This is a genomic window from Microbulbifer sp. TB1203, assembly GCF_030997045.1.
Lineage (GTDB): Bacteria > Pseudomonadota > Gammaproteobacteria > Pseudomonadales > Cellvibrionaceae > Microbulbifer.
In genome coordinates, this window is record NZ_CP116899.1 from 2828448 (window position 1) to 2847193 (window position 18746).

Genomic DNA, 18746 nt, shown 5'->3' on the forward strand with positions numbered 1-18746 from the left:
CGAACACAAGTTCCGCTCTATGGCGCCACAATTCCGGGTATCAGGAAAGCATCGATTCGAGGAAGTCGGACATATCGGAACTCTCGTCCACCAGTTCACCGCTACCGAACTCCGCATTCCAGTCCAGCAGGATTCGCGCCAGGGCGCGGGCCTGGTCCGCAAGTGCCAGCAGTTCCTCGCGGCAGTTTTTCGGCCCGGTGTACAGCTTCAGTTTGCGGTGGCTGTCCGCCAGTTGGTGGGCGGGGTATTTGGAGCGATAGACTTCCAGCTTCCAGCGCAGGGAATGCACCATATTGCGGTAGAACACCAGTTTGGTGGGCAGCTGCAGCAGGGAGAAATCCTCCAGGTCGCCGAACAGGGTGCAGTCCACTGCCAGAACCTGGGTATCACGGCTGGCCGGCGCCGCCACGACAGTGGCGCTGCGCGGCTCTGCCAGCAGCATGGATAGATCGCCGAATACCTCGCCGGGGCGGATAACCGCCAGCGGGCGTTCCACCGCGTCGATTTTCCCCGTTGCCGCGCTCTCGACATGTACCTGCAGTTCGCCGCGCAACAGGAAGTACACCCATTGGTCCACGTCCCCGGCGTTCAATAATTGTTCACCCGCCTGCAAGCTCACAAGCTGGGAACGCTTGAGCAACACGTCGTACTGCCATTCGCTGGTGGCGCGGATATCGCGAAACAGGTGAATGACATTGAGCAGGCGGTCCACGGCGTCCCGCGGATAATCACCAAGTGGTTTACTTTCCATCCGTCACTGATTACATATTGATTGAAAAAAAATTATATTGCGGCAACAGGCCCAGCGCATTCTATCGGCGGGAGGACCGCTGTCTCCCCCGCAAATCGCCAAATTTGAGAAAACGAGACATTCTACCCATTTCGGGCTTGAACTCCATTGCAGTTGCAGTAGAGTTAGGCTGAGTCCAGATTAATTTGGTCAATAGTGCTACTTGGTAGCCTATTTTTTAATCTGGCCGGCGCGCCTCGGGGGAGGGGGCGCCAAAACTCTTATCCGCCGGAAACTTCCCATCCGGAAAAAACAGACGCCGAAAAACAATGAAACCGACAACACTCTTCACCGCCCTGTTGGTGTTTGCCGCGGCGCTATCCGCCAAAGCTGCACCACTGTTGAACGGTCTCGCTCTGGAGCAGCAGTTCAACAAAGACCGCTATATCGCCGCAGTTTACTCTGAAACTCTCGCCACTAGCGCCGGCACACTGCTGGACAACAACACACCCCGCCGCCTGGAAGTGCGCATCCTGGCCGACAGCCTGTCCGCTCGCAGCTTCCGCAACCAGTGGATGGAGGGTATCGCGATCAACAACCAGGGGGATATCCTGAGCGGCCAGGCGGAGAACATGGTGATCTTCGCCAACCTGTTCTCGGGCCGCCTGAAAAAGGGCGACCGGCTCAGCGTGGCCTTCGCCGCGGACAGCGGCACCACCAGCGTAGCCCTGAACGGCCTGCCCCTCGGCAAGATCGAGGACCGCGACTTCTTCAACACCCTGCTGCGCGCCTGGATCGGGCCGGTGCCTCCCTCCTCCGATTTTCGCGAAGGCCTGCTGGCCGAGGGACAGGTCTCCTCGTCTCTGCTCGGCCGCTACGAACTGCTCGAACCCAGTGCGGAGCGGATCGCGCAGCTGACCGAACAGCTGGACGCGCGGGAGGCCGAAGCAACAGAGGCGGCAGCTGAGGAACAGCAAGTGGCCGCAGCCAAACCCGCGGCGGCCGTGCCTACAGTGAAGAAACCGGCGTTAGCCGCCGCTATTCCTCCACCCACCCTCGCCTCCGTGGATGGAAAGCCGCAGGCAGCGGGGAAAGCCGCGCCCCAGCCCTCCAAACCCCAGGCCGCTGCCAAGCGCCGCCCCCCGGCTCCGGAAGAAGAGGAACTGGAAGAGGAGGAAGAGGAAGCTCCGCTCACCGCCGACCTGATCCTCGCCCGCCAGCTCTACCATTCCATGCTGCTGCGCCACACCTTCAAGAACACTCGCTATCCCCAGCGCGCCCAGGAGCGCGGGCAGGAAGGCAGCGTGCGGCTGAACGTGGTCATCGACGCCCGGGGACAGGTAAAGGATATCCAGACGGTACAGGAATCCCGCTACTCCAGCCTCAACCGCGAGGCCCGTGAGGCCATCGAGCGCTCCAGCCCCTACCCGAAGGCGCCGGCGCAGTTGACCCAGAGCGAGTACCGCTTCACAGTGCCGATCACCTTCCGCCTGCCGGACTAGCGAACGGACTGATCCGGCCTGAGCTGGAGGAGACAGAGACGGCTTTGTCCCCTCCAGATCTCGCTTTGTCCTCGGACTTCTGTCTACTCTCAACCGCATCGGGCATACTATTGCGTTGAATAATCAGCCAACGCAAAGGCCCGATATGAACAAATTCCTTCTATCTCTCGCCATCGCCGGTCTAATGGCTGGCTGCTCCAAATCAGAGGCGCCGCAAGCGGACGAAAAGTCCGCAGACGCCACCGGCAGCGCCGCCGTCCAGCCGGCCGCACTCGGCTCCGGTGTGGACCTGGAGGCCATGAATACCTCGGTGCGCCCGCAGGACGACTTCTTCGCCTACGTAAACGGCGGTTGGATTGACAGCACCGAAATTCCCGCAGACAAATCCCGCTGGGGCTCCTTCGATCAACTGCGCGATACCAGTACCGAGCGGGTCAAGGCCCTGATCGCCGAAGCCGGCGAGAAAGCGGAAGATGCCGATGCGCAGAAAATCGGTGCCCTCTACAACAGCTTTATGGATGAGAAGAAGGTGGAGGCCCGGGGCCTTGCGGCCATCGAGGGCGAGCTGAAGAAAATCGACGGCATCAAATCCCGCGACGATCTATCCGGCTACTTCGCCTACGCGGATTCCGTGGGCTACGACGCTCCCTTCGGTGTCTTTATCAACCAGGACGCCAAGGACGTGGAATCCTATATCGCCTACTTCTGGCAGGCAGGTCTGGGGCTGCCGGACCGCGACTACTACTTCGACGACTCGGAAAAAGGCAAAAAGCTGCAGCAGGCCTACAAAAAGTACCTCACCGAGGTGCAGCAACTGGCCGGGCTGGAAGATCCTCAGGCGGGAACCGAAGAGATCTACCAGTTGGAAAAAAGCCTCGCCGAACGCCAGTGGACCCGCGTGGACAACCGCGATCCGGATAAAACCTACAACAAAAGAACCCCGGAAGAACTGGCGCAGATGCTGCCGACCATCAACTGGGACCGCTACCTGCCGAAGGCCCAGCTGACGGGAGCGCAGGCAGTGATCGTCGGCCAGCCGGACTACCTGGAAGCGGCCAATAAAATTATCGCCGATACCAGCCTTCCCACCTGGCGCCGCTACCTGAAAATCAAACTGCTCACCACCATGGCGCCCTATATGCACGGGGAGCTGGCCCAGGTGCGCTTCGACTTCTACGGCACCGCGTTGCGCGGCGTGGAGGAAATGGAACCGCGCTGGAAGCGCGCGGTGGAATTCGTGAACGGCTCCGCCGGCGAACTGGTGGGCAAACGCTACGTACAGAAGCACTTCCCGCCGGAAGCCAAGGCGCGCATGGTGGAACTGGTGAACAACCTCAAGGCCGCCTACCGCGAATCCATCCAGTCACTCAGCTGGATGGGCGAGGAGACCAAGAAGGAAGCGCTCACCAAGCTGGACAATTTCACCACCAAGATCGGCTACCCGGACGAGTGGCGCGACTATAGCGCGCTGAAAGTCAGCGCCGACGACCTGGTCGGCAACGTGCTCGCCGCGCGCACCTTTTCCACCAACTACGAGCGCGCCAAGCTGGGCAAACCCCTGGACCGGGGCGAGTGGCATATGTTCCCGCAGACGGTAAACGCCTACTACAACCCGCCCATGAACGAAATCGTCTTCCCCGCGGCCATACTGCAGCCGCCCTTCTTCAATCTGGAAGCGGACGACGCGGTCAACTACGGTGCCATCGGCGGCGTGATCGGCCACGAGATCGGCCACGGCTTCGACGACAAGGGCAGCAAGTTCGATGGCAAAGGCTACCTGAACAACTGGTGGACCGACTCCGACCGAGAGAACTTCGAGAAACTCACCGGCAAGCTGGTGGCCCAGTACGACGCCTTCGAGCCGCTCCCGGGGGAACACATCAACGGCAACCTGACCCTGGGTGAAAATATCGGCGACCTCTCCGGCCTGGGCATCGCCTACAAGGCCTACAAGATGTCCCTGAATGGCAAAGAGGCCCCGGTTATCGACGGCTTCACCGGCGACCAGCGCCTGTTTTTGGGCTGGGCCCAGGTGTGGCGCAGCGCGATTCGCGACGAGGCGCTGAGCGCGCAACTGAAGACAGACCCTCACTCGCCCACCAAATACCGGGTGCTCGGGGTGTTGCCGAATATCTCCGCCTTTTACGAAGCGTTCGACGTGAAGGAGGGCGACAAGATGTATCTGCCCGAGGAAGAGCGGGTAGTGATCTGGTAAATGCCAGTTTGCTCGTCATACCGGCGCAGGAACGTCATGCCGGACTTGATCCGGTACCGGTATCCAGTCCAGTGGCTCTGGGTTCCTGCTGCGCCGGTATGACGAAAACACGGTATAAGGGCGAAGCTTGTGTTCGTCCTTATACCGCGTAACAGATCTGAGCATGTCCCGATTCCAGCCTCCGCTCCCAGCTTAGCCTAGTCCCGTCTTTTCGCTTACCATAGGGCGATACCATCACAGGGGAGACGCCCATGGCCCACCAGAACCAGTTCCAACTGCTGGCCAGCCGCCGCTTTCTGCCGTTTTTCCTCACCCAGTTCCTCGGCGCCTTCAACGACAATGTGTTCAAAAGCGCGCTGATGGTGATGATCGCCTTTCGCCTCGCCGCGGATCAGGCCAATGCACTGAACAACCTGGCCGCGGGGCTGTTTATCCTGCCCTTCTTCCTGTTTTCCGCCACCGCGGGCCAACTGGCGGACAAATACGACAAGAGCCTACTAATCCGGCGCATCAAGCTGGCGGAAATCGGCATCAGCATGGTGGGCGTGGTGGCGCTGATCAGCGGCAGCAACTCCCTGTGCCTGGTGGTGCTCTTCCTGCTCGGTGTGCAATCCGCCTTCTTCGGCCCGATCAAGTACGCGATTCTGCCCCAGCATCTGCGCAAATCGGAGCTGGTGGGCGGCAACGCCCTGGTGGAAATGGCCACCTTCGTCGCCATTCTCGGCGGCACCATCGTGGGCACCATTCTCTCCGGCGCCAGCGATGCCGGCGGCGGCAGTCAATGGATCGGCGGCCTGATTATCGCTATCGCGCTGGTGGGCTATCTCGTATGCCGCGCGATTCCCGGCGCCGCGGCGCCGGTGCCGGAGCTGAAAATCGACCTGAATCCCATCAGCCAGACAACGCGCATGCTGCGGGAGGTGGTCAAGACACCATCGATCTTCTACGCCATCGTCGGCATCTCCTGGTTCTGGCTGCTGGGTGCCGCCTACCTGACCCAGATACCGAGTTTCGGCAAAAACGTGCTGGGCGGGGACGAACCGCTGGTTGCCCTGCTGCTGTGCAGTTTTACCATCGGTGTGGCCATCGGCTCGCTGCTGTGTGAACGGCTCTCCGGCGGCCGTATCGAACTGGGCCTGGTACCGCTGGGGGCCGCCGGCCTGACCTACGGCGGCATCGCCCTGTCGGTGATCGGCGGCAACCTGTCGCCGCTGACCGAGGTCTCCCTGGCCGCCTTCTGGGCCAGTCCGGGGGCCAAGGCGTTCCTGCTGCACCTGGCACTGATCGGCGTATTCGGCGGCCTCTATATCGTGCCCCTCTACGCGATGATCCAGGAGCGCACCCAAAAAGCCCTGCGCGCGCGGGTGATCGCCGTCACCAACATCATGAACTCAATGTTTATGGTGATTTCCGCCCTACTCGGCATCGTATTCCTGAGCCTGCTCGACTTCAGCATCCCGCAGTTCTTTATGGTGATCGCACTGATGAACGCCGCGGTGGCGGTATTCGTATTCGCCAAGGTGCCGGAATTCGCCATGCGCCTGCTGGTCTGGCTGCTGTCCCACACCATGTACCGGGTGAATCACGAAGGATTGGATCGGGTACCCGACGAGGGCCCGGCCATCATCGCCTGCAACCACGTCAGCTATGTGGACGCCCTGCTGCTGGCCGGCGCCGTGCGCCGCCCCATCCGCTTTATCATGTACAAGCCGATCTACGAGATTCCGGTGCTGCACTTTATCTTCCGCACCGGCCGCGCCATTCCCATCTGCTCAAAACAGAAAGACCCCGAAGGCTACGAGCGGGCCTTCGAGGAAATAGAACAGGGTTTAAAGAACGGCGACCTGCTGTGCATCTTCCCCGAGGGCCAGTTGACCAAAGACGGAGAGCTGCAGCCGTTCAAGGCGGGGATCGAGAAAATCCTCAGCCGCACCCCGGTGCCGGTGGTTCCCATGGCCCTGCGCGGCCTCTGGGGCAGCTTCTTCAGCCACCGCGGCGGAACCGCTTTTACCACCTGGCCGCGCAGATTCTGGTCGCGGGTCAGCGTGGTGGCCGGCGAACCACTGGATGCGGCGGCGGCCAAGGCCGAGCGCTTGCAGGAGCAGGTGTTGGGGTTGCGGGGGGAGCAGCGGTGAGGAGCTGTCGATATCGACTGGCCTCACCGCTAAACCGATTGGTACTGACTTAATTGTAGGATGGGCAAAGCGAAGCGTGCCCATCAAGGCCGTGGCAGATGGGCAGGCCAATTTTGCGATTTTAAGGATGCCCTACTGGGACTTGGGCACCTCCACAGTCGCCGAAGCTTCCGCCGCATTGTCTGAACCGTCCACCGCGGTATAGGTCACCGTGTAGATACGGCCACTGCCTCCCCCGGCGCGCTCGCTACGCAGGCTGAACTCCAGATCGGCAGTTCCCAGTTCAACGCCGACGATATCCGGCGCGGTATTGCCGTCGCCCTGGCCGTTCTCCGGCTCATTGCTGACTGCCTGGGTGAGTGTGAAATCCACTACCGGGCAGTTGTCGGTGGCCACCACCGAGGCCTGGATCGGCACCAGCTTGTGATTGGGCGGCCACAGTGTATCCCGGTCGAGCGCAACATCGATTTCCGGCGGGGTGTCGTCGACGATCAGCGCCTCGGCAAAATCGCTGGTCGATGTCCCACAGGCATCGGTAGCAGTCACGCTGATCGAAAGCTGCGCCGGCGAGCTGAGCAAGTCGGAAACCTGCACACTGCCGGTCACATTCACTTGATTGGAGTCAACCTGGACGACGTTGATGGTCGGCGGGCCGAGGGTGAAGTTGTCCACGACCTTGAACAGCTCCACCTCCACATCGGCCGCATTCAGCCCGCAACTGTCGACGGCCTCCGCGCTGAACTGCACCGTAAACTCACAGTTGTCATCCACGGAACCGCCAGCGGTGCTCACCTGCACCGCGGGCGGCGTATTGAATACGGTCAGGTTTTCGTTGTTGACGTCGAAGAAAATGTTGTCGACCGACTGCAGCTTGATCCGCCCCTCGCCGCCCAATTGACAGGGCACGGTGAAACTGTCGGCGCCGTCGTTGGCGATGAGCCCGGTCAGCGGCGTATCGAAATTCAGACCGCCGTCGATGGAGAACAGCGCTTCCACTTGTGGCGCCACCGATCCGCCGCCCACCTGCCAGGTCAGGGGCACCGCGCAGCCGGCTTCCAGCGCACCGCTGTTGGGAGCGATGATAAAGAAGGGATCGCCCTGTACCTCGATATGCATGCTGTCGTAGGCGACTCCGCCACCGCCCATCAGGTTGTCGCGGGCGATCAGGCGGAAGTTCAGCTCGCGATCCATTTGCGGCAGTATCTCGCCGCGGCGGACTATATTGTCCAGCAGATCCGGCAAATGCGGCACGGTGCGCGAGGACTCGGCAGTGGGCGGGACGGAACGAATGATGGGGCCGTCGCCCGGATCGGTATTGATCGGCCGCTGGACCTCGGCGCGATCGAACTGCTCCCAGTTGAACGTCAACGGCTCGCTGTCCATGCCTGTGCCGGTGAGCATGAACGGCGTCTGGCGCGGGATGGTGTAATCGGGACCTGCGTTCACCGTCGGCGGCGTATTGCCGGTATTGACCAGGGTGCCGCAGCTGGCACCGTCGCCGTTGAACACATTGTCGACTATCTCGTCGAAGCTTCGCGAGTGAAAGTAGGAGCCGGCGGGCACCACGCTGGTATCGACGTTGTCGTTCTGTAGCGGAGGCGGTGGGGGCGGCGGCGGGTCTCCGGCCTGGTCCGCACAATTGCCTCGGTAGGACATGCGCGTAGTGCCGCTGCCCGGCTCGTAGCCGCTCTCACTGTTGCCTGCCTGGAACTCGTTAAGGGTGCAACTTCCGGCCTGGCCGGTAAAGGTGTGGCGCGCGCCCAACTGGTGGCCCACCTCGTGCGCCAGCAGGCCGCTGGCGCTGTTAGCACCGTTGTTGCCCATCTTGCCGGCACCGCGCGCCTTTTGATGGTCGGCGAGACAGACAACATACCAGGCACAACCGTTGGCACCGCCACCGCTGCGCGCAGCGAACAGGAAACCCAGGTCGTAGTCGCCCTCCTCGATATCGCCGTTCGCATCGAGATTCTGCATATTGGTGCGGTTGGCCTGGCGCAGGGTACAGGCGCTGTCGGAGTTGTCGAACGGGTCCGTACCCGGATCGTCGTAGAGCAGGTCCAGGCTGGCCGCGGCCAGAACCAGACGTACACTCACCTCCGGTTCGAACACGGCATTGGCACCGATAAGATCGACGACCAACGAGAAAATAACACTGAGGTCATTATTGCCGCGCGCCTGATAGAACTCGCCGGTGGTGGATGCAGCCAGGCGATAGATACGCAGCTGCTCGCCGGCCAGCAATTGTGCGGCATTCGCGACGGCACCGAGCGGGGCCAGGGGTACCGGGGGAATGTCGCCCTCCCCCATATGGGGATCGTGCTCGATCACATTCGCACCGTCCGTGCGGTTGCGGTCGAGATAGCTCACGTAGACTCGCCCGGTGGCCGTCTCTACCGGCTGTATCCACCGTATATCCGGCCCGTCCATCGCGGCCAGGTGCACCCCGTCGGGACCCACCGCGATATGGCCCGCAACACCCTCGCCGGAAAAGACATAGGTTTTGATCTGCGGAAACTGGCTGGCGAGACTCCCCTCCATCATCTGGCTTTGCGCAACAGAGACCTGGGCAAACCGGCCACTCGCGAGGGGTATCCAGAGCTGTACCTGTGGAGGAATTGGACCAAAGTCTTCGCGGGGCGCAGCGGCCAGGAGGGAATCCAGCAGCGCGGCATCGAGACTCAGCGCCGTGAATTCCGTGGGGGCACTGTAACGCGGGGGAAATTCGACCTCTTCCAGGATCTGCCACAGATCGTCGGGAGAGTCTCCCGGCAGCGTGGTCTGCCCCCATACGGGCAAAGAAACGATTATCGTGGAAATCAGCGCAACCAGAAACAGCCGGCGACGCACGATGGACAGGCGGCTAATCATTTTTATTCTCCGGGTGATTTAGGGAAAACAGCGATTGCTTTTATGTAGGTTTTTTCACAAGCCGAGACGGGTAAATACCCGCACAATCGACTTCTGATCCGGAGATATTAGTTCAGTGAAAGGATTGCAAACCGCAGGGGAAAAATACTCTGACAGAACTGCCAACAGGTACGCCAGAATTGGCGGTGCTATCGTCGCCTGGAGAATGGGGATAATTTCGGGGGAGAGCCACGCTAACCCAATACGGTTAAGTTAGGGGGAATCTTCCTGTAGGAGCCTGCTTGCAGACGAACAAGAACGTAGCTCCGTAGCCATTCGCCTGCAAGCAGGCTCTTACAACAATGGCTTAACTCAACAGCGTTGACGCCACCTCAATCCGGTACAGACCCTGCCAAGGCTCGACGCTGAACCTGACCGGCAGGAACTGCTCGACAAGCCACATCACCGTGCGCGTGTGCTCACTCACCTTCCGCACTGCGAATCGTGAGGTCCCCTGTGCCTGCGCCGCATAGATCAGCAGTTGGTCGCAGGCATGAATATCAATGGCCGCACCCGCCTCCAGTTCTGCGCGCAGCGCATAGCCGGCGTCTTCCCCCAAACGCTCGGCCGGTACGCCGCGCTCCGCCACCGTTGCCGCCCCCAGCACGCTGTTTTCGGTTTCGGCGGTCAGCACCAGAGCCCCGCCCGTGCCGAATGCCTCGGTGTCTCCCAACACTCTGGTTTCAATCTGCACATCGAAATCAGCCAGCACAGAGCGTGCCGCGGCGGCCATGCGCTCGGGGATATGCAGCGGCAGGTGTGCGACGTGGGATACACCGCTGATCCGCAGCAACGCGCCGGGCGCCTCCGCCAGCAGCGGCCACGGTGCGCTGCACGGCTCCACCCGCATCTGCACCAGTCCACCGCCCTTCGGGTAGTAACCGTGGCGGACCGATTCGACGTGTACCCGGACTCCCATGCGGGCGAGCCAGGGCAGAAAGACCAACCGCAGGTAATCCACCGGCGGGGCCATCCTCACGTCGGTTCCGCCGGTGATCGACAGGTGCACCGGGCCGTCCGCGTGAAGCGCCACCGGCAACAGTGCTTGCAGCACCAGCACAATGCTGCCCGCGGTACCGACATCGAAATGGTATTCGCCGCCGCGAATACGGCCCGGCTCGTAGTAAATCTCCGTCGCGCCGAGTTCGGCGCCTTCAAGCGCGCCGCCACCAACTTCGGCCGCGGCCCGCAGCGCCGTCAGGTGCTGCGCCATCAACCCCGGCTTGGCCCGCCGGGCACGGATATTCCTGAGATGGAGCGGACGGCCGCTGATTGCGGCCAGGGCCACCGCGTAGCGGCTCAGCTGGCCGCCGCCCTCGCCGAAGCTTCCGTCGATGGCGAACCAGTTCACCCCAGCAACTCCCTGAGTTCCAGGGCATTGCGCACGGCGTAGGCGGACTCGTCATTGTCGAAATAAACGTAGGCAGTACTCACCTGCTGATCCCGCAGCCACTCGGCCCAGTCTTCGAGCACTTCGGAATCGTAGTATCCGCGGTAAGTGTCCACGGGACCGTGCAGGCGCAGGTAGATAAAATCCGCGGTGACCTCCCGCGGGCTGGTAAAGCCGCCAAGGTCGTACACGCAGAAGGCGACGTTGAAATCCGACAGAATCTCCAGGACCTCGTCGCAGTGCCAGGTCCGGTCGCGCAGCTCGATTACGGCCCGCAAGCCTTTGGGCAAGACCTCCAGGAAATCCCTCAGCCGATCGGGATTGGCGTGCCAGCGCGGTGGCAATTGAAACAGCAGCGGCCCCAGCTTGTCCCCCAGCCCTTCGATGGCATCCAGCAGCGGCGGCAGGGTCTCCTCCGGCTCCTTCAGCTTCTTCATATGGGTGATATAGCGGCTCGCCTTGACCGCAAACCGAAAATCATCGGGAGTAGCATCGCGCCAAGTGGCGAAGTTTTCTGGCGTGGGAAGCCGGTAGAAACTGCGATTGATTTCCACGCTCTTCAAGCGTTCGGCATAGAAAGCAAGCCAATGGGGTTCGGCCAGATCCTCGGGATAGAAACGCTCTCGCCAGTGCGGATACACCCAGCCGGACGTGCCTATATGAAATTGCACCTGGTCCTCCCTCACGGAAGAGAATGGCACTTCAAAACCCACGGACCGGGTCCGGCGCTCCCTGCCCAATCTTCCGGTAGCAATTGTAGGATGGGCAAAGCGAAGCGTGCCCATCATTGCGGCAGAAGATGGGCACGTCGCTGCACTCCTTTGCCCATCCTACAAGCTGTTTCGAATCGTCATACCGGCGCAGGCCGGTATCCAGTCTGCGCCCCCTGGGTTCAACTACCCCTCACCCCCTTCTCGATCCGGTCGCCAACATCCTTGTCGATATTGCGCCAGTACTCGAAGGCGCGCTTGAGGACTTCCTCGGAAACCCCCGCCTTCAAATGGCCCACCACATTGGACACCAGCCGATCCCGCGCCGCATCGTCCATCACCTTGCGCACCAGAGTACCCGGCTGGCCGAAATCGTCGTCTTCCTCGCGCAGGGTATAGGCCGCGTGCATAAACTCGCCGCTGGCCTCCCACTTCTCCGTATAGGTGTGATTGGCCTCCGGCCCACCCTTGGAATTGGGCGCGTAAACCGGGTCGGACACGTTCTCCACCCGCATAAGCCCGTCCTTGCTGTAGCTGTGCACCGGGCACTTGGGCCGGTTCACCGGGATCTGCTTATAGTTCACGCCCATGCGCGCCCGGTGCGCATCCGCATAGGAAAAGACCCGCGCCAGCAGCATCTTGTCCGGGCTGAAGCCGATGCCGGGCACAACATTGTTGGGCTCGAACGCGGCCTGCTCGATCTCCGTGTGGAAGTCGGTGGGGTTGCGGTCCAGGGTCAGCCGGCCGACTTCCTGCAGCGGATAGTCGCCGTGCGGCCACACCTTGGTCAGGTCGAAGGGATTGAAGCGGTAATCCTCCGCCTCCTCGAACGGCATTATCTGCACCTTCAGGGTCCAGCTGGGGTAATCGCCATTGGCGATAGACTCAAACAAATCGCGGCGGTGGACATCGGCGTCCTCACCCGCTAGGCGATCGGCATCCTCCTGGGTCAGGAAGTCATTGCCCTGGTCCGTTTTGAAGTGATACTTGATCCAGAAACGCTCGCCCTTGGCATTGACCCACATATAGGTGTGGCTGGAGTAACCGTTCATATGCCGGTAACTCTTCGGAACACCGCGATCCCCCATCAAAATAGTCACCTGGTGTGCCGACTCCGGCGACAGGGTCCAGAAATCCCACATCATATCGTGATCTCGCAGACCGGAGTCCGCACGGCGTTTCTGGGAGCGGATAAAGTGCTGGAACTTCATTGGATCGCGGACGAAGAAAACCGGCGTGTTGTTCCCCACCATGTCGTAATTGCCCTCGGTGGTATAGAACTTCAGCGCAAACCCGCGCGGATCACGCCAGGTATCCGGGCTGCCCCGCTCGCCGGCCACGGTGGAAAAGCGGATCAGCGTATCCGTCCTGGTACCCGGCTGGAATACCGCCGCCTTGGTATAGGCGCTGACATCCTGTGTCACCTCGAAATAGCCGAAGGCGCCCGATCCCTTGGCATGGGGCTGCCGCTCCGGAATCCGCTCCCGGTTGAAATTCGCCATCTGCTCGATCAGGTAGTGGTCCTGCAAAAGAACCGGGCCATCCGGCCCGACCGTCAGGGAGTGCTCGTCACTGGCTACGGGGATACCGGCATCGTTGGTCGTGCGGCTGCGGTCGTCTTTTTTCACGGCGCTGTGTCCTCTGTCACTTAAACCGTCTTTTCCATCAGGCGTCAGACAGAGGATACGATAGTGCAGTATTGGAGTCCTTGGAGGGGATTTTGCGCAAATGATTAAATTTTTAATTCTTTACTAATCTCCGCCCCCTGCATCTCCACCGCCGAAATCTCCACCATGAAGATCCCCACCCCAGGAACCAGAGCAAACATCTTGCCCCGCTGCTTCGCCAGTAGATTTATATTTTGGAGTGGAATCAGTTATCCCAGAAAAGCAGATCACAGTTATTGCACCCACAACCGGAATAAATAATACGAGCAGACATTGAAGGACTTTTTGTTCTTTTGTAGCATACTCTGACCGAATGGAGCGATAGATGGCATAAAGATTTAAAGCCATCAACAGGCCAACGGCTAGACACAGAATAAATTCTGTCTTCATAGAAATTTAACCTTGCCTACAGGGGCACTTGTTCCTCTTAACACGCCCTGTCTTGGCTTCTTCGGTTCAGTGAAAGACGGCCATCCTGACAAAGGGGGCAAGGTATTTTACAGCATAAATTGTAGGTTTCTGGGATAGAGTCATTCATAATCTGCCCTATTCGGAGTTGGCTAACGGCCGATTAGTAGCAGCCGGAGCATACTTAGGCGGCCGCCACACCTGCATTTTTCGCGGCGGCTACAACTGCTTGTATAAGTGTGAGCACAAGCAATCCCGTCCGATGTTTAGTGATTGGCTAAAGCAGGCCACCTCGCTGCTGAACAGCCTATATGCTGCCACATTTTGGTAAAACACCTAAATCTTCATGGTCCAAAGTGAGCGCATCACAACCTCCACCAAGACCGCGATATTTCTTACCCTCTCCTTCTCCCAAATACCAGCAAGAACAAGACTCTTCAACAATTGAAGTTGTAGGGAATATCGGAAAAGAACAAATTGGGCCCTTATCCAGAATAGAAAATTCTATACCTTTAGCCATTTCTGACTCTTGAACATGAACCAGATTATACATAAAAGCAAAGACTAGAAACGTGGTTAAGCACCCAAGGCCAAAACTAATTATTAATTTTATTTTCATAAAATATATTAAAAATCCGCCGCGTTCAGCCGCAGCTTATTTTGTGCGCCTTTTGTGCGAAAATTGGAGCGACCGCGCAAAAGGTGCGCAAAGTAAACTGTCGGCCTGCAGAGCAGGTATACACGAACACCGCAGAGCACCTATATTCTGCTCTCTTGCTTTGACTCTACAGAAACTACTTTGTTGTTCTCTATGGTTACTACAACCAAAGACATGCCGCCAAGAGAGCTAGGAAGGCGATACGTTAAAATTTCTCTTTTTATTGGGGTTCCGCCTGCTCCTTCATCTACAGCGATAGTTTCTACCTCTTGAAACATTGGAGCTCCGGCTATATAGATAATTTCCTGCTTGCTCTTCCCTTCTAGGATGAGTTTTCCATTTGGAAGCCGGAATGATCCATTGGCATGCGCAGAGAAAGCTATTGCGACGATAACTCCAAATAATGCGATTTTTATTTTTTTCATTTTTTGTGCTCCATTCTTCATTACTTAATTGTGTGTATAACATTGCCAGCCGGGGTGGCCTGCGCTGTTTATGCGCGCAGCGCATAGCGTAGGCCGTCCCGCGGAGGCGCGGAGCGCCGGAGCGCCGGAGCGCCGGAGCGCCGGAGCGCCGGAGCGGACAGCCTGGCCTGATTAATTTTGATTGGCACTGTGCCCACCTTAAGCAGCTCTATACTTTAGTAGATTTGCGCTTGAAAAGCCGTGTCCAAAATATGCCTTCAAAAATTACACCTAGGACCAGGAAAATGACGCCGCCTGTCGGAATCCCGAATACATAACATGCAATTGCGGCAATGAGACACAGCAGCGTCAGCATCCATCTTTGTATCAACTTCAATACGTTCTCCTTTTTGATTTTCCACAATCACTCGACTGAAAACTTAACGTTGCCAACTGCGGCAGCCGCAACGCTTTTTGTGCGAAGCGCTTTGTGTAGGCTGTCCGCCAGGTTGGCCTGGTTATGTGTGTTCTTGGCTCTTTAGCTTAGATACAAGCAGAAGAGCCAGCTTCTCATATTTTGGTGCTCCTCCTATCTGCGGAGCCAATATTGTAAAGACTGCCAATCCGAAGGCGGATACGGCTAACATCTCTGGACCAATTTCTCCCAAGAAAAATAGGGCGATCAGGAGCAATGAAACAAAGATAGCGATGATCCTCATGACCACCGCTTGCTTTACACTCCTTTCTGCCTTCTTGATTAGCTGAATCTCTTTATCCGAAAAATTCACTTTATTTCCTCAGAAGTTAGACCGCACATAACAGTTAATTCAAAAGACGCTCCCTTATATCTACATGCCCACCATCTAATTAAGCACCATAGTCCCAAATAAAGATATTCCATTTAAAATCAGCCAGTTACAAGATCATTCAGAGCTACCACACCAGAAATAGATAGCAGCTGCTCTATATCTCCCCCGCAGTCACAGCTATTGATCATATCGACATCCCCCTATAAATCAAACACCTGCGCAATCTTCCGTGTAGATAGAAGCAGCCGCTGCTGATCCTGGTCGAATTTAGCTCCGTCCAAAAAACAAAAACCCCGCACTGAGGCGGGGTTTCCGGGTGGCTGGCAGTACTCTGGGTTCGACAGCCAGTTATTCCTGTGATCGGTCTTAATTTTCAGTCGGCACCCGCCCCAGATCCTCTTCCATTTCCGCAGCCAGGAAGGACATTACCACCCAGGCAGCCACATTCTGCTTCAGGTTATTCGGGTCCACCTTGTCCAGGGTATCGTTGGGTGTGTGGTGGTAGTCGAAGTAGTCGGTGCCGTCCTGGTAGAGGCCGAAGGCGGGTACGCCCTGGGCGACGAAGACGCTGCTGTCGGGACCGCCGCTGGACTGGTTGTTGCCGCGCTCTATGCCCAGGGGGGCGAGCAGTTGCATCATCTGGTCGGCGATATCGAACTTGTTCTCCGGCAGGCGGGTGTCGAAGCGCCAGATTTTGCCGGCGCCGAAGTCGGATTCGGAGACGGCAATGATGTTGTCCAGTTCGCCGCGGTGGGCATCCACATATTGCTTGGCGCCCACCAGGCCGATTTCCTCGGCTCCAAATAAAACTACGCGCAGGGTGCGGCGCGGGCGTTGGGGCAACTCGGCGATCAGGCGCGCGGTTTCCATTACGATGGCCACGCCGGCGCCGTCGTCCAGGGCGCCGGTGCCTTCGTCCCAGGAGTCCAGGTGGGCGCCGATAATCATCGCCTCTTCTGGTTTTTCGCGACCGGTGATTTCGCCGATCACGTTAAAGGAAGGGCCGTCGGCGAGGCGTTCGTTGTGCACGTCCAGTTTGACTTCCACCGGTTTGCCGCGCTCGAGCATGGCTTCCAGCAGGTTGGCGTCCGGGGCGGAGAGGGCCAGGGCCGGCACCGGGTTTTCAACGCCGTCGATGGACATCATGCCGGTGTGGGCGAAGCGGTCGGAGTCGGTGCCCACGGAGCGCAGCAGCAGTGCGGCCGCGCCTTTTTCCGCAGCGGCGCGCATGCCCCTACTGCGGCCCTGTACTGCGGGACCGTAACCCTCGCCGGTGCGGGCACGCTCCATGCGCTTGTTGATAAAGGCGATCTTGCCTTTCACCTTCTTGGCCGGCGCCTTGAGCAGGGCCTCCACATCGGAGAACTCGACGATTTCCGCGGTGAAGCCGCCTTCCGGGGTGGGCGCGCTGTAACCGAGGGAGGTGACCACCAGCGGTTGCGGGAAAGGCGCGACCACTTCGGCGTGGGCGTGGCCGCGGTGCCAGCGCTGCACGTCGATCTGTTCGGTGTAGACGCGATCGAAGCCGAGCTTCTTCATTTTGTCCTGGGCCCAGGCCACCGCGCGGCGGTCGCCCTCGGTGCCGGCGCGGCGTGGGCCCACCTCGACGGTGAGGGATTCGACGATGCTGTAGGCATCGGAGGATTCCAGTGCGCGGTCGCGCAGCACTTCCGCCACGGAGAGGTCCTCCTGGGAAAGTGGCTTGGCCTGGGCGGCGGTAACCGCCAGGGTCGCGATCAGTCCCCCGGTAAGGGTGAGCAGTGGTTTGAACATGGTTTTAACCTCAATAGGCTCGTTGGATTATTTGTCGGATGGACGGCACTTAGTTGGACCCCGAGCTGGCCCTGCCCAGGGGGGTACTCTGTAGAGACTTGCTTGCAGGTGAATATTCCCGGTGCCTTGTCGCAACCTCAATTCGCCTGCAAGCAGGCTCCCACAGGGGACTCCGCTTAACTTAGGGAGACCCCTGAATAAGACCATCCCGTCACTCCGGCGAAGGCCGGAGTCCAGAGAAATCACTGTGCTCTGGATTCCGGCCTTCGCCGGAATGACGATATTCAAAAGTTCCTTAGTGCTATTCCTTGTCGGACTGTTTTTCTATTCCGATTGCCAGCAACCGGTGCCGCACCTCCCGCAGGCGGTTGATGCCCGCCTCGGTAAACAGGTAGGGCGAACCGCCGGTGTATTCCTTTTCCTCTATCGCCAGGCAATCGCTGCGCAGCTTCTCCAGCTCGGGGTCGTGGCGCATCGGGTAGCCGGTGAGTACCCGCCACTCGCTGTCGTCCGCCTGGCCGGCGATCACGTCCTCCAGCCCCTTGAGGAACTGCTCGCGGTCCATGCGGAAGCGCGGCGTGCGCATATGCATAAAAGCCCAGATGATCAGGGCGAAAATGCCGAAGGAGAGCAACAGGGTAACGAATACTTCCATCGTTCACTCCTCCAGTAGCAACCTGATCGCCACTGCAATGGTGGCCAGAACTATGACCGGTCTCACCAGGCTGGCACCGCGGGCGATCACCAGGTTGGAACCCAGGCGCGCGCCGACAATCTGCGCCGCCGACATACAGATGGCCAGCCACAGCAGCAGATGCCCCCCCGCCATAAAGATAAACATCGAGGTGGCGTTGGTGGCCAGCACCAGCGGCTTGGTGTGCGCCGTTGCCCTGCGCATGTTGTAACCCAGCAAAGCGGCAAAAGCCAGCGCATAGATGGAACCCATGCCCGGCCCGAAAAAGCCGCCGTAAAAGCCAATGCCGCCGCCGATCAGCAGGTTGAACTGGCCGTTACTTAGGCGGGCTTTGCTATCTATGTCAGATATACGTGGCGAAAAGGCAAAATACAACGCGATTGCGATCAACAGCACCGGCAGCAGGATGCGCAGTTGCTCACCACCCAGCTGGGTTACCGTCCAGGTACCCAGCGCCGATCCGCAAATTGCCGCCAGCAGCCCCGGCCACAATGGCCGCAGGTCCAGGTGGCCCTTCTGGAAAAAGTTGAATGCGGAGGAGAGGGTGCCGAATACGCTCTGGAATTTATTGGTGCCGAGGGCATCCAGTGGCGGTATCCCGGCCCACAGCAGGGCCGGCAGGGTGATCATGCCGCCGGCACCGGCGATGGAACTGATAAAGCCCGCGGCAAAGGCCACTGAGGTCAGGATCAGGTAGGTGATTAATGGGAGGTCGCCGGTAAATTCCGCCACTTTGTTCCCGGG

15 protein-coding genes are annotated in these 18746 nt (G+C 59.3%); 3 read left to right on the forward strand and 12 right to left on the reverse strand.

Features of this window, described 5'->3' with window-relative positions:
* Window positions 1-40: 40 nt before the first annotated feature.
* Window positions 41-751 (reverse strand): cyclic nucleotide-binding domain-containing protein, encoded by a 711-nt coding sequence (locus tag PP263_RS11830; protein ID WP_308363711.1) that lies wholly within the window; start codon window positions 749-751, stop codon window positions 41-43.
* A gap of 308 nt (window positions 752-1059) precedes the next feature.
* Here PP263_RS11830 and PP263_RS11835 point away from each other — a divergent pair, with 308 nt between their 5' ends.
* The 3 genes from PP263_RS11835 (at window position 1060) to PP263_RS11845 (ending at window position 6582) form a co-directional block, all read left to right on the forward strand.
* Entirely contained in the window at window positions 1060-2232 is a 1173-nt protein-coding gene (locus tag PP263_RS11835) for a TonB family protein (RefSeq protein ID WP_308363712.1), read from the forward strand.
* Between the two features lie 145 nt (window positions 2233-2377).
* Window positions 2378-4447 (forward strand): M13 family metallopeptidase, encoded by a 2070-nt coding sequence (locus tag PP263_RS11840; RefSeq protein WP_308363713.1) that lies wholly within the window; start codon window positions 2378-2380, stop codon window positions 4445-4447.
* A gap of 251 nt (window positions 4448-4698) precedes the next feature.
* A complete protein-coding gene (locus PP263_RS11845; protein WP_308363714.1) occupies window positions 4699-6582 on the forward strand; it encodes an MFS transporter in 1884 nt (627 codons plus the stop codon).
* A 132-nt stretch (window positions 6583-6714) separates the two neighbouring features.
* Here PP263_RS11845 and PP263_RS11850 read toward each other — a convergent pair whose 3' ends face one another.
* The 11 genes from PP263_RS11850 to PP263_RS11900 all read right to left on the reverse strand — a co-directional run bounded on the left by PP263_RS11850 (window position 6715) and on the right by PP263_RS11900 (window position 18734).
* Window positions 6715-9450: a reprolysin-like metallopeptidase gene (locus PP263_RS11850; protein WP_308363715.1), complete on the reverse strand. Its 2736-nt coding sequence runs from the start codon at window positions 9448-9450 to the stop codon at window positions 6715-6717.
* A 346-nt stretch (window positions 9451-9796) separates the two neighbouring features.
* Window positions 9797-10840, reverse strand: coding sequence for an RNA 3'-terminal phosphate cyclase (gene rtcA, locus PP263_RS11855; RefSeq protein ID WP_308363716.1), 1044 nt, complete (start codon window positions 10838-10840; stop codon window positions 9797-9799).
* Complete coding sequence (locus tag PP263_RS11860) at window positions 10837-11550, reverse strand: DUF72 domain-containing protein (RefSeq protein ID WP_308363718.1); 714 nt, start codon at window positions 11548-11550, stop codon at window positions 10837-10839. Before PP263_RS11860 ends, rtcA begins: the two co-directional genes overlap by 4 nt.
* A 221-nt stretch (window positions 11551-11771) precedes the next feature.
* The gene (locus PP263_RS11865) at window positions 11772-13217 is read right to left on the reverse strand and encodes a catalase (RefSeq protein ID WP_308363719.1); all 1446 of its coding nucleotides are present in this window, start codon (window positions 13215-13217) and stop codon (window positions 11772-11774) included.
* A gap of 123 nt (window positions 13218-13340) precedes the next feature.
* Window positions 13341-13646, reverse strand: a complete 306-nt coding sequence (locus tag PP263_RS11870; RefSeq protein ID WP_308363720.1) for a hypothetical protein — start codon at window positions 13644-13646, stop codon at window positions 13341-13343.
* 325 nt (window positions 13647-13971) lie between these two features.
* Window positions 13972-14283 (reverse strand): hypothetical protein, encoded by a 312-nt coding sequence (locus tag PP263_RS11875; RefSeq protein ID WP_308363721.1) that lies wholly within the window; start codon window positions 14281-14283, stop codon window positions 13972-13974.
* Window positions 14284-14423: 140 nt separating this feature from the next.
* A complete protein-coding gene (locus tag PP263_RS11880; RefSeq protein WP_308363723.1) occupies window positions 14424-14747 on the reverse strand; it encodes a hypothetical protein in 324 nt (107 codons plus the stop codon).
* Between the two features lie 497 nt (window positions 14748-15244).
* Window positions 15245-15514, reverse strand: a complete 270-nt coding sequence (locus tag PP263_RS11885) for a hypothetical protein (protein WP_308363725.1) — start codon at window positions 15512-15514, stop codon at window positions 15245-15247.
* A 387-nt stretch (window positions 15515-15901) separates the two neighbouring features.
* A complete protein-coding gene (locus PP263_RS11890) occupies window positions 15902-17308 on the reverse strand; it encodes a M20/M25/M40 family metallo-hydrolase (protein WP_308363726.1) in 1407 nt (468 codons plus the stop codon).
* Window positions 17309-17609: 301 nt separating this feature from the next.
* The gene (locus PP263_RS11895) at window positions 17610-17963 is read right to left on the reverse strand and encodes a hypothetical protein (RefSeq protein ID WP_308363727.1); all 354 of its coding nucleotides are present in this window, start codon (window positions 17961-17963) and stop codon (window positions 17610-17612) included.
* A 3-nt stretch (window positions 17964-17966) separates the two neighbouring features.
* Window positions 17967-18734: a TSUP family transporter gene (locus PP263_RS11900; protein ID WP_308363728.1), complete on the reverse strand. Its 768-nt coding sequence runs from the start codon at window positions 18732-18734 to the stop codon at window positions 17967-17969.
* Between the last annotated feature and the right edge of the window lie 12 nt (window positions 18735-18746).

Coding starts and splice junctions, on each gene's coding strand:
- PP263_RS11830 (WP_308363711.1), bottom strand. CDS start 751: ATGGAAAGTAAACCACTTGGTGATTATCCGCGGGACGCCGTGGACCGC.
- PP263_RS11835 (WP_308363712.1), top strand. CDS start 1,060: ATGAAACCGACAACACTCTTCACCGCCCTGTTGGTGTTTGCCGCGGCG.
- PP263_RS11840 (WP_308363713.1), top strand. CDS start 2,378: ATGAACAAATTCCTTCTATCTCTCGCCATCGCCGGTCTAATGGCTGGC.
- PP263_RS11845 (WP_308363714.1), top strand. CDS start 4,699: ATGGCCCACCAGAACCAGTTCCAACTGCTGGCCAGCCGCCGCTTTCTG.
- PP263_RS11850 (WP_308363715.1), bottom strand. CDS start 9,450: ATGATTAGCCGCCTGTCCATCGTGCGTCGCCGGCTGTTTCTGGTTGCG.
- PP263_RS11870 (WP_308363720.1), bottom strand. CDS start 13,646: ATGAAGACAGAATTTATTCTGTGTCTAGCCGTTGGCCTGTTGATGGCT.
- PP263_RS11875 (WP_308363721.1), bottom strand. CDS start 14,283: ATGAAAATAAAATTAATAATTAGTTTTGGCCTTGGGTGCTTAACCACG.
- PP263_RS11880 (WP_308363723.1), bottom strand. CDS start 14,747: ATGAAAAAAATAAAAATCGCATTATTTGGAGTTATCGTCGCAATAGCT.
- PP263_RS11890 (WP_308363726.1), bottom strand. CDS start 17,308: ATGTTCAAACCACTGCTCACCCTTACCGGGGGACTGATCGCGACCCTG.
- PP263_RS11895 (WP_308363727.1), bottom strand. CDS start 17,963: ATGGAAGTATTCGTTACCCTGTTGCTCTCCTTCGGCATTTTCGCCCTG.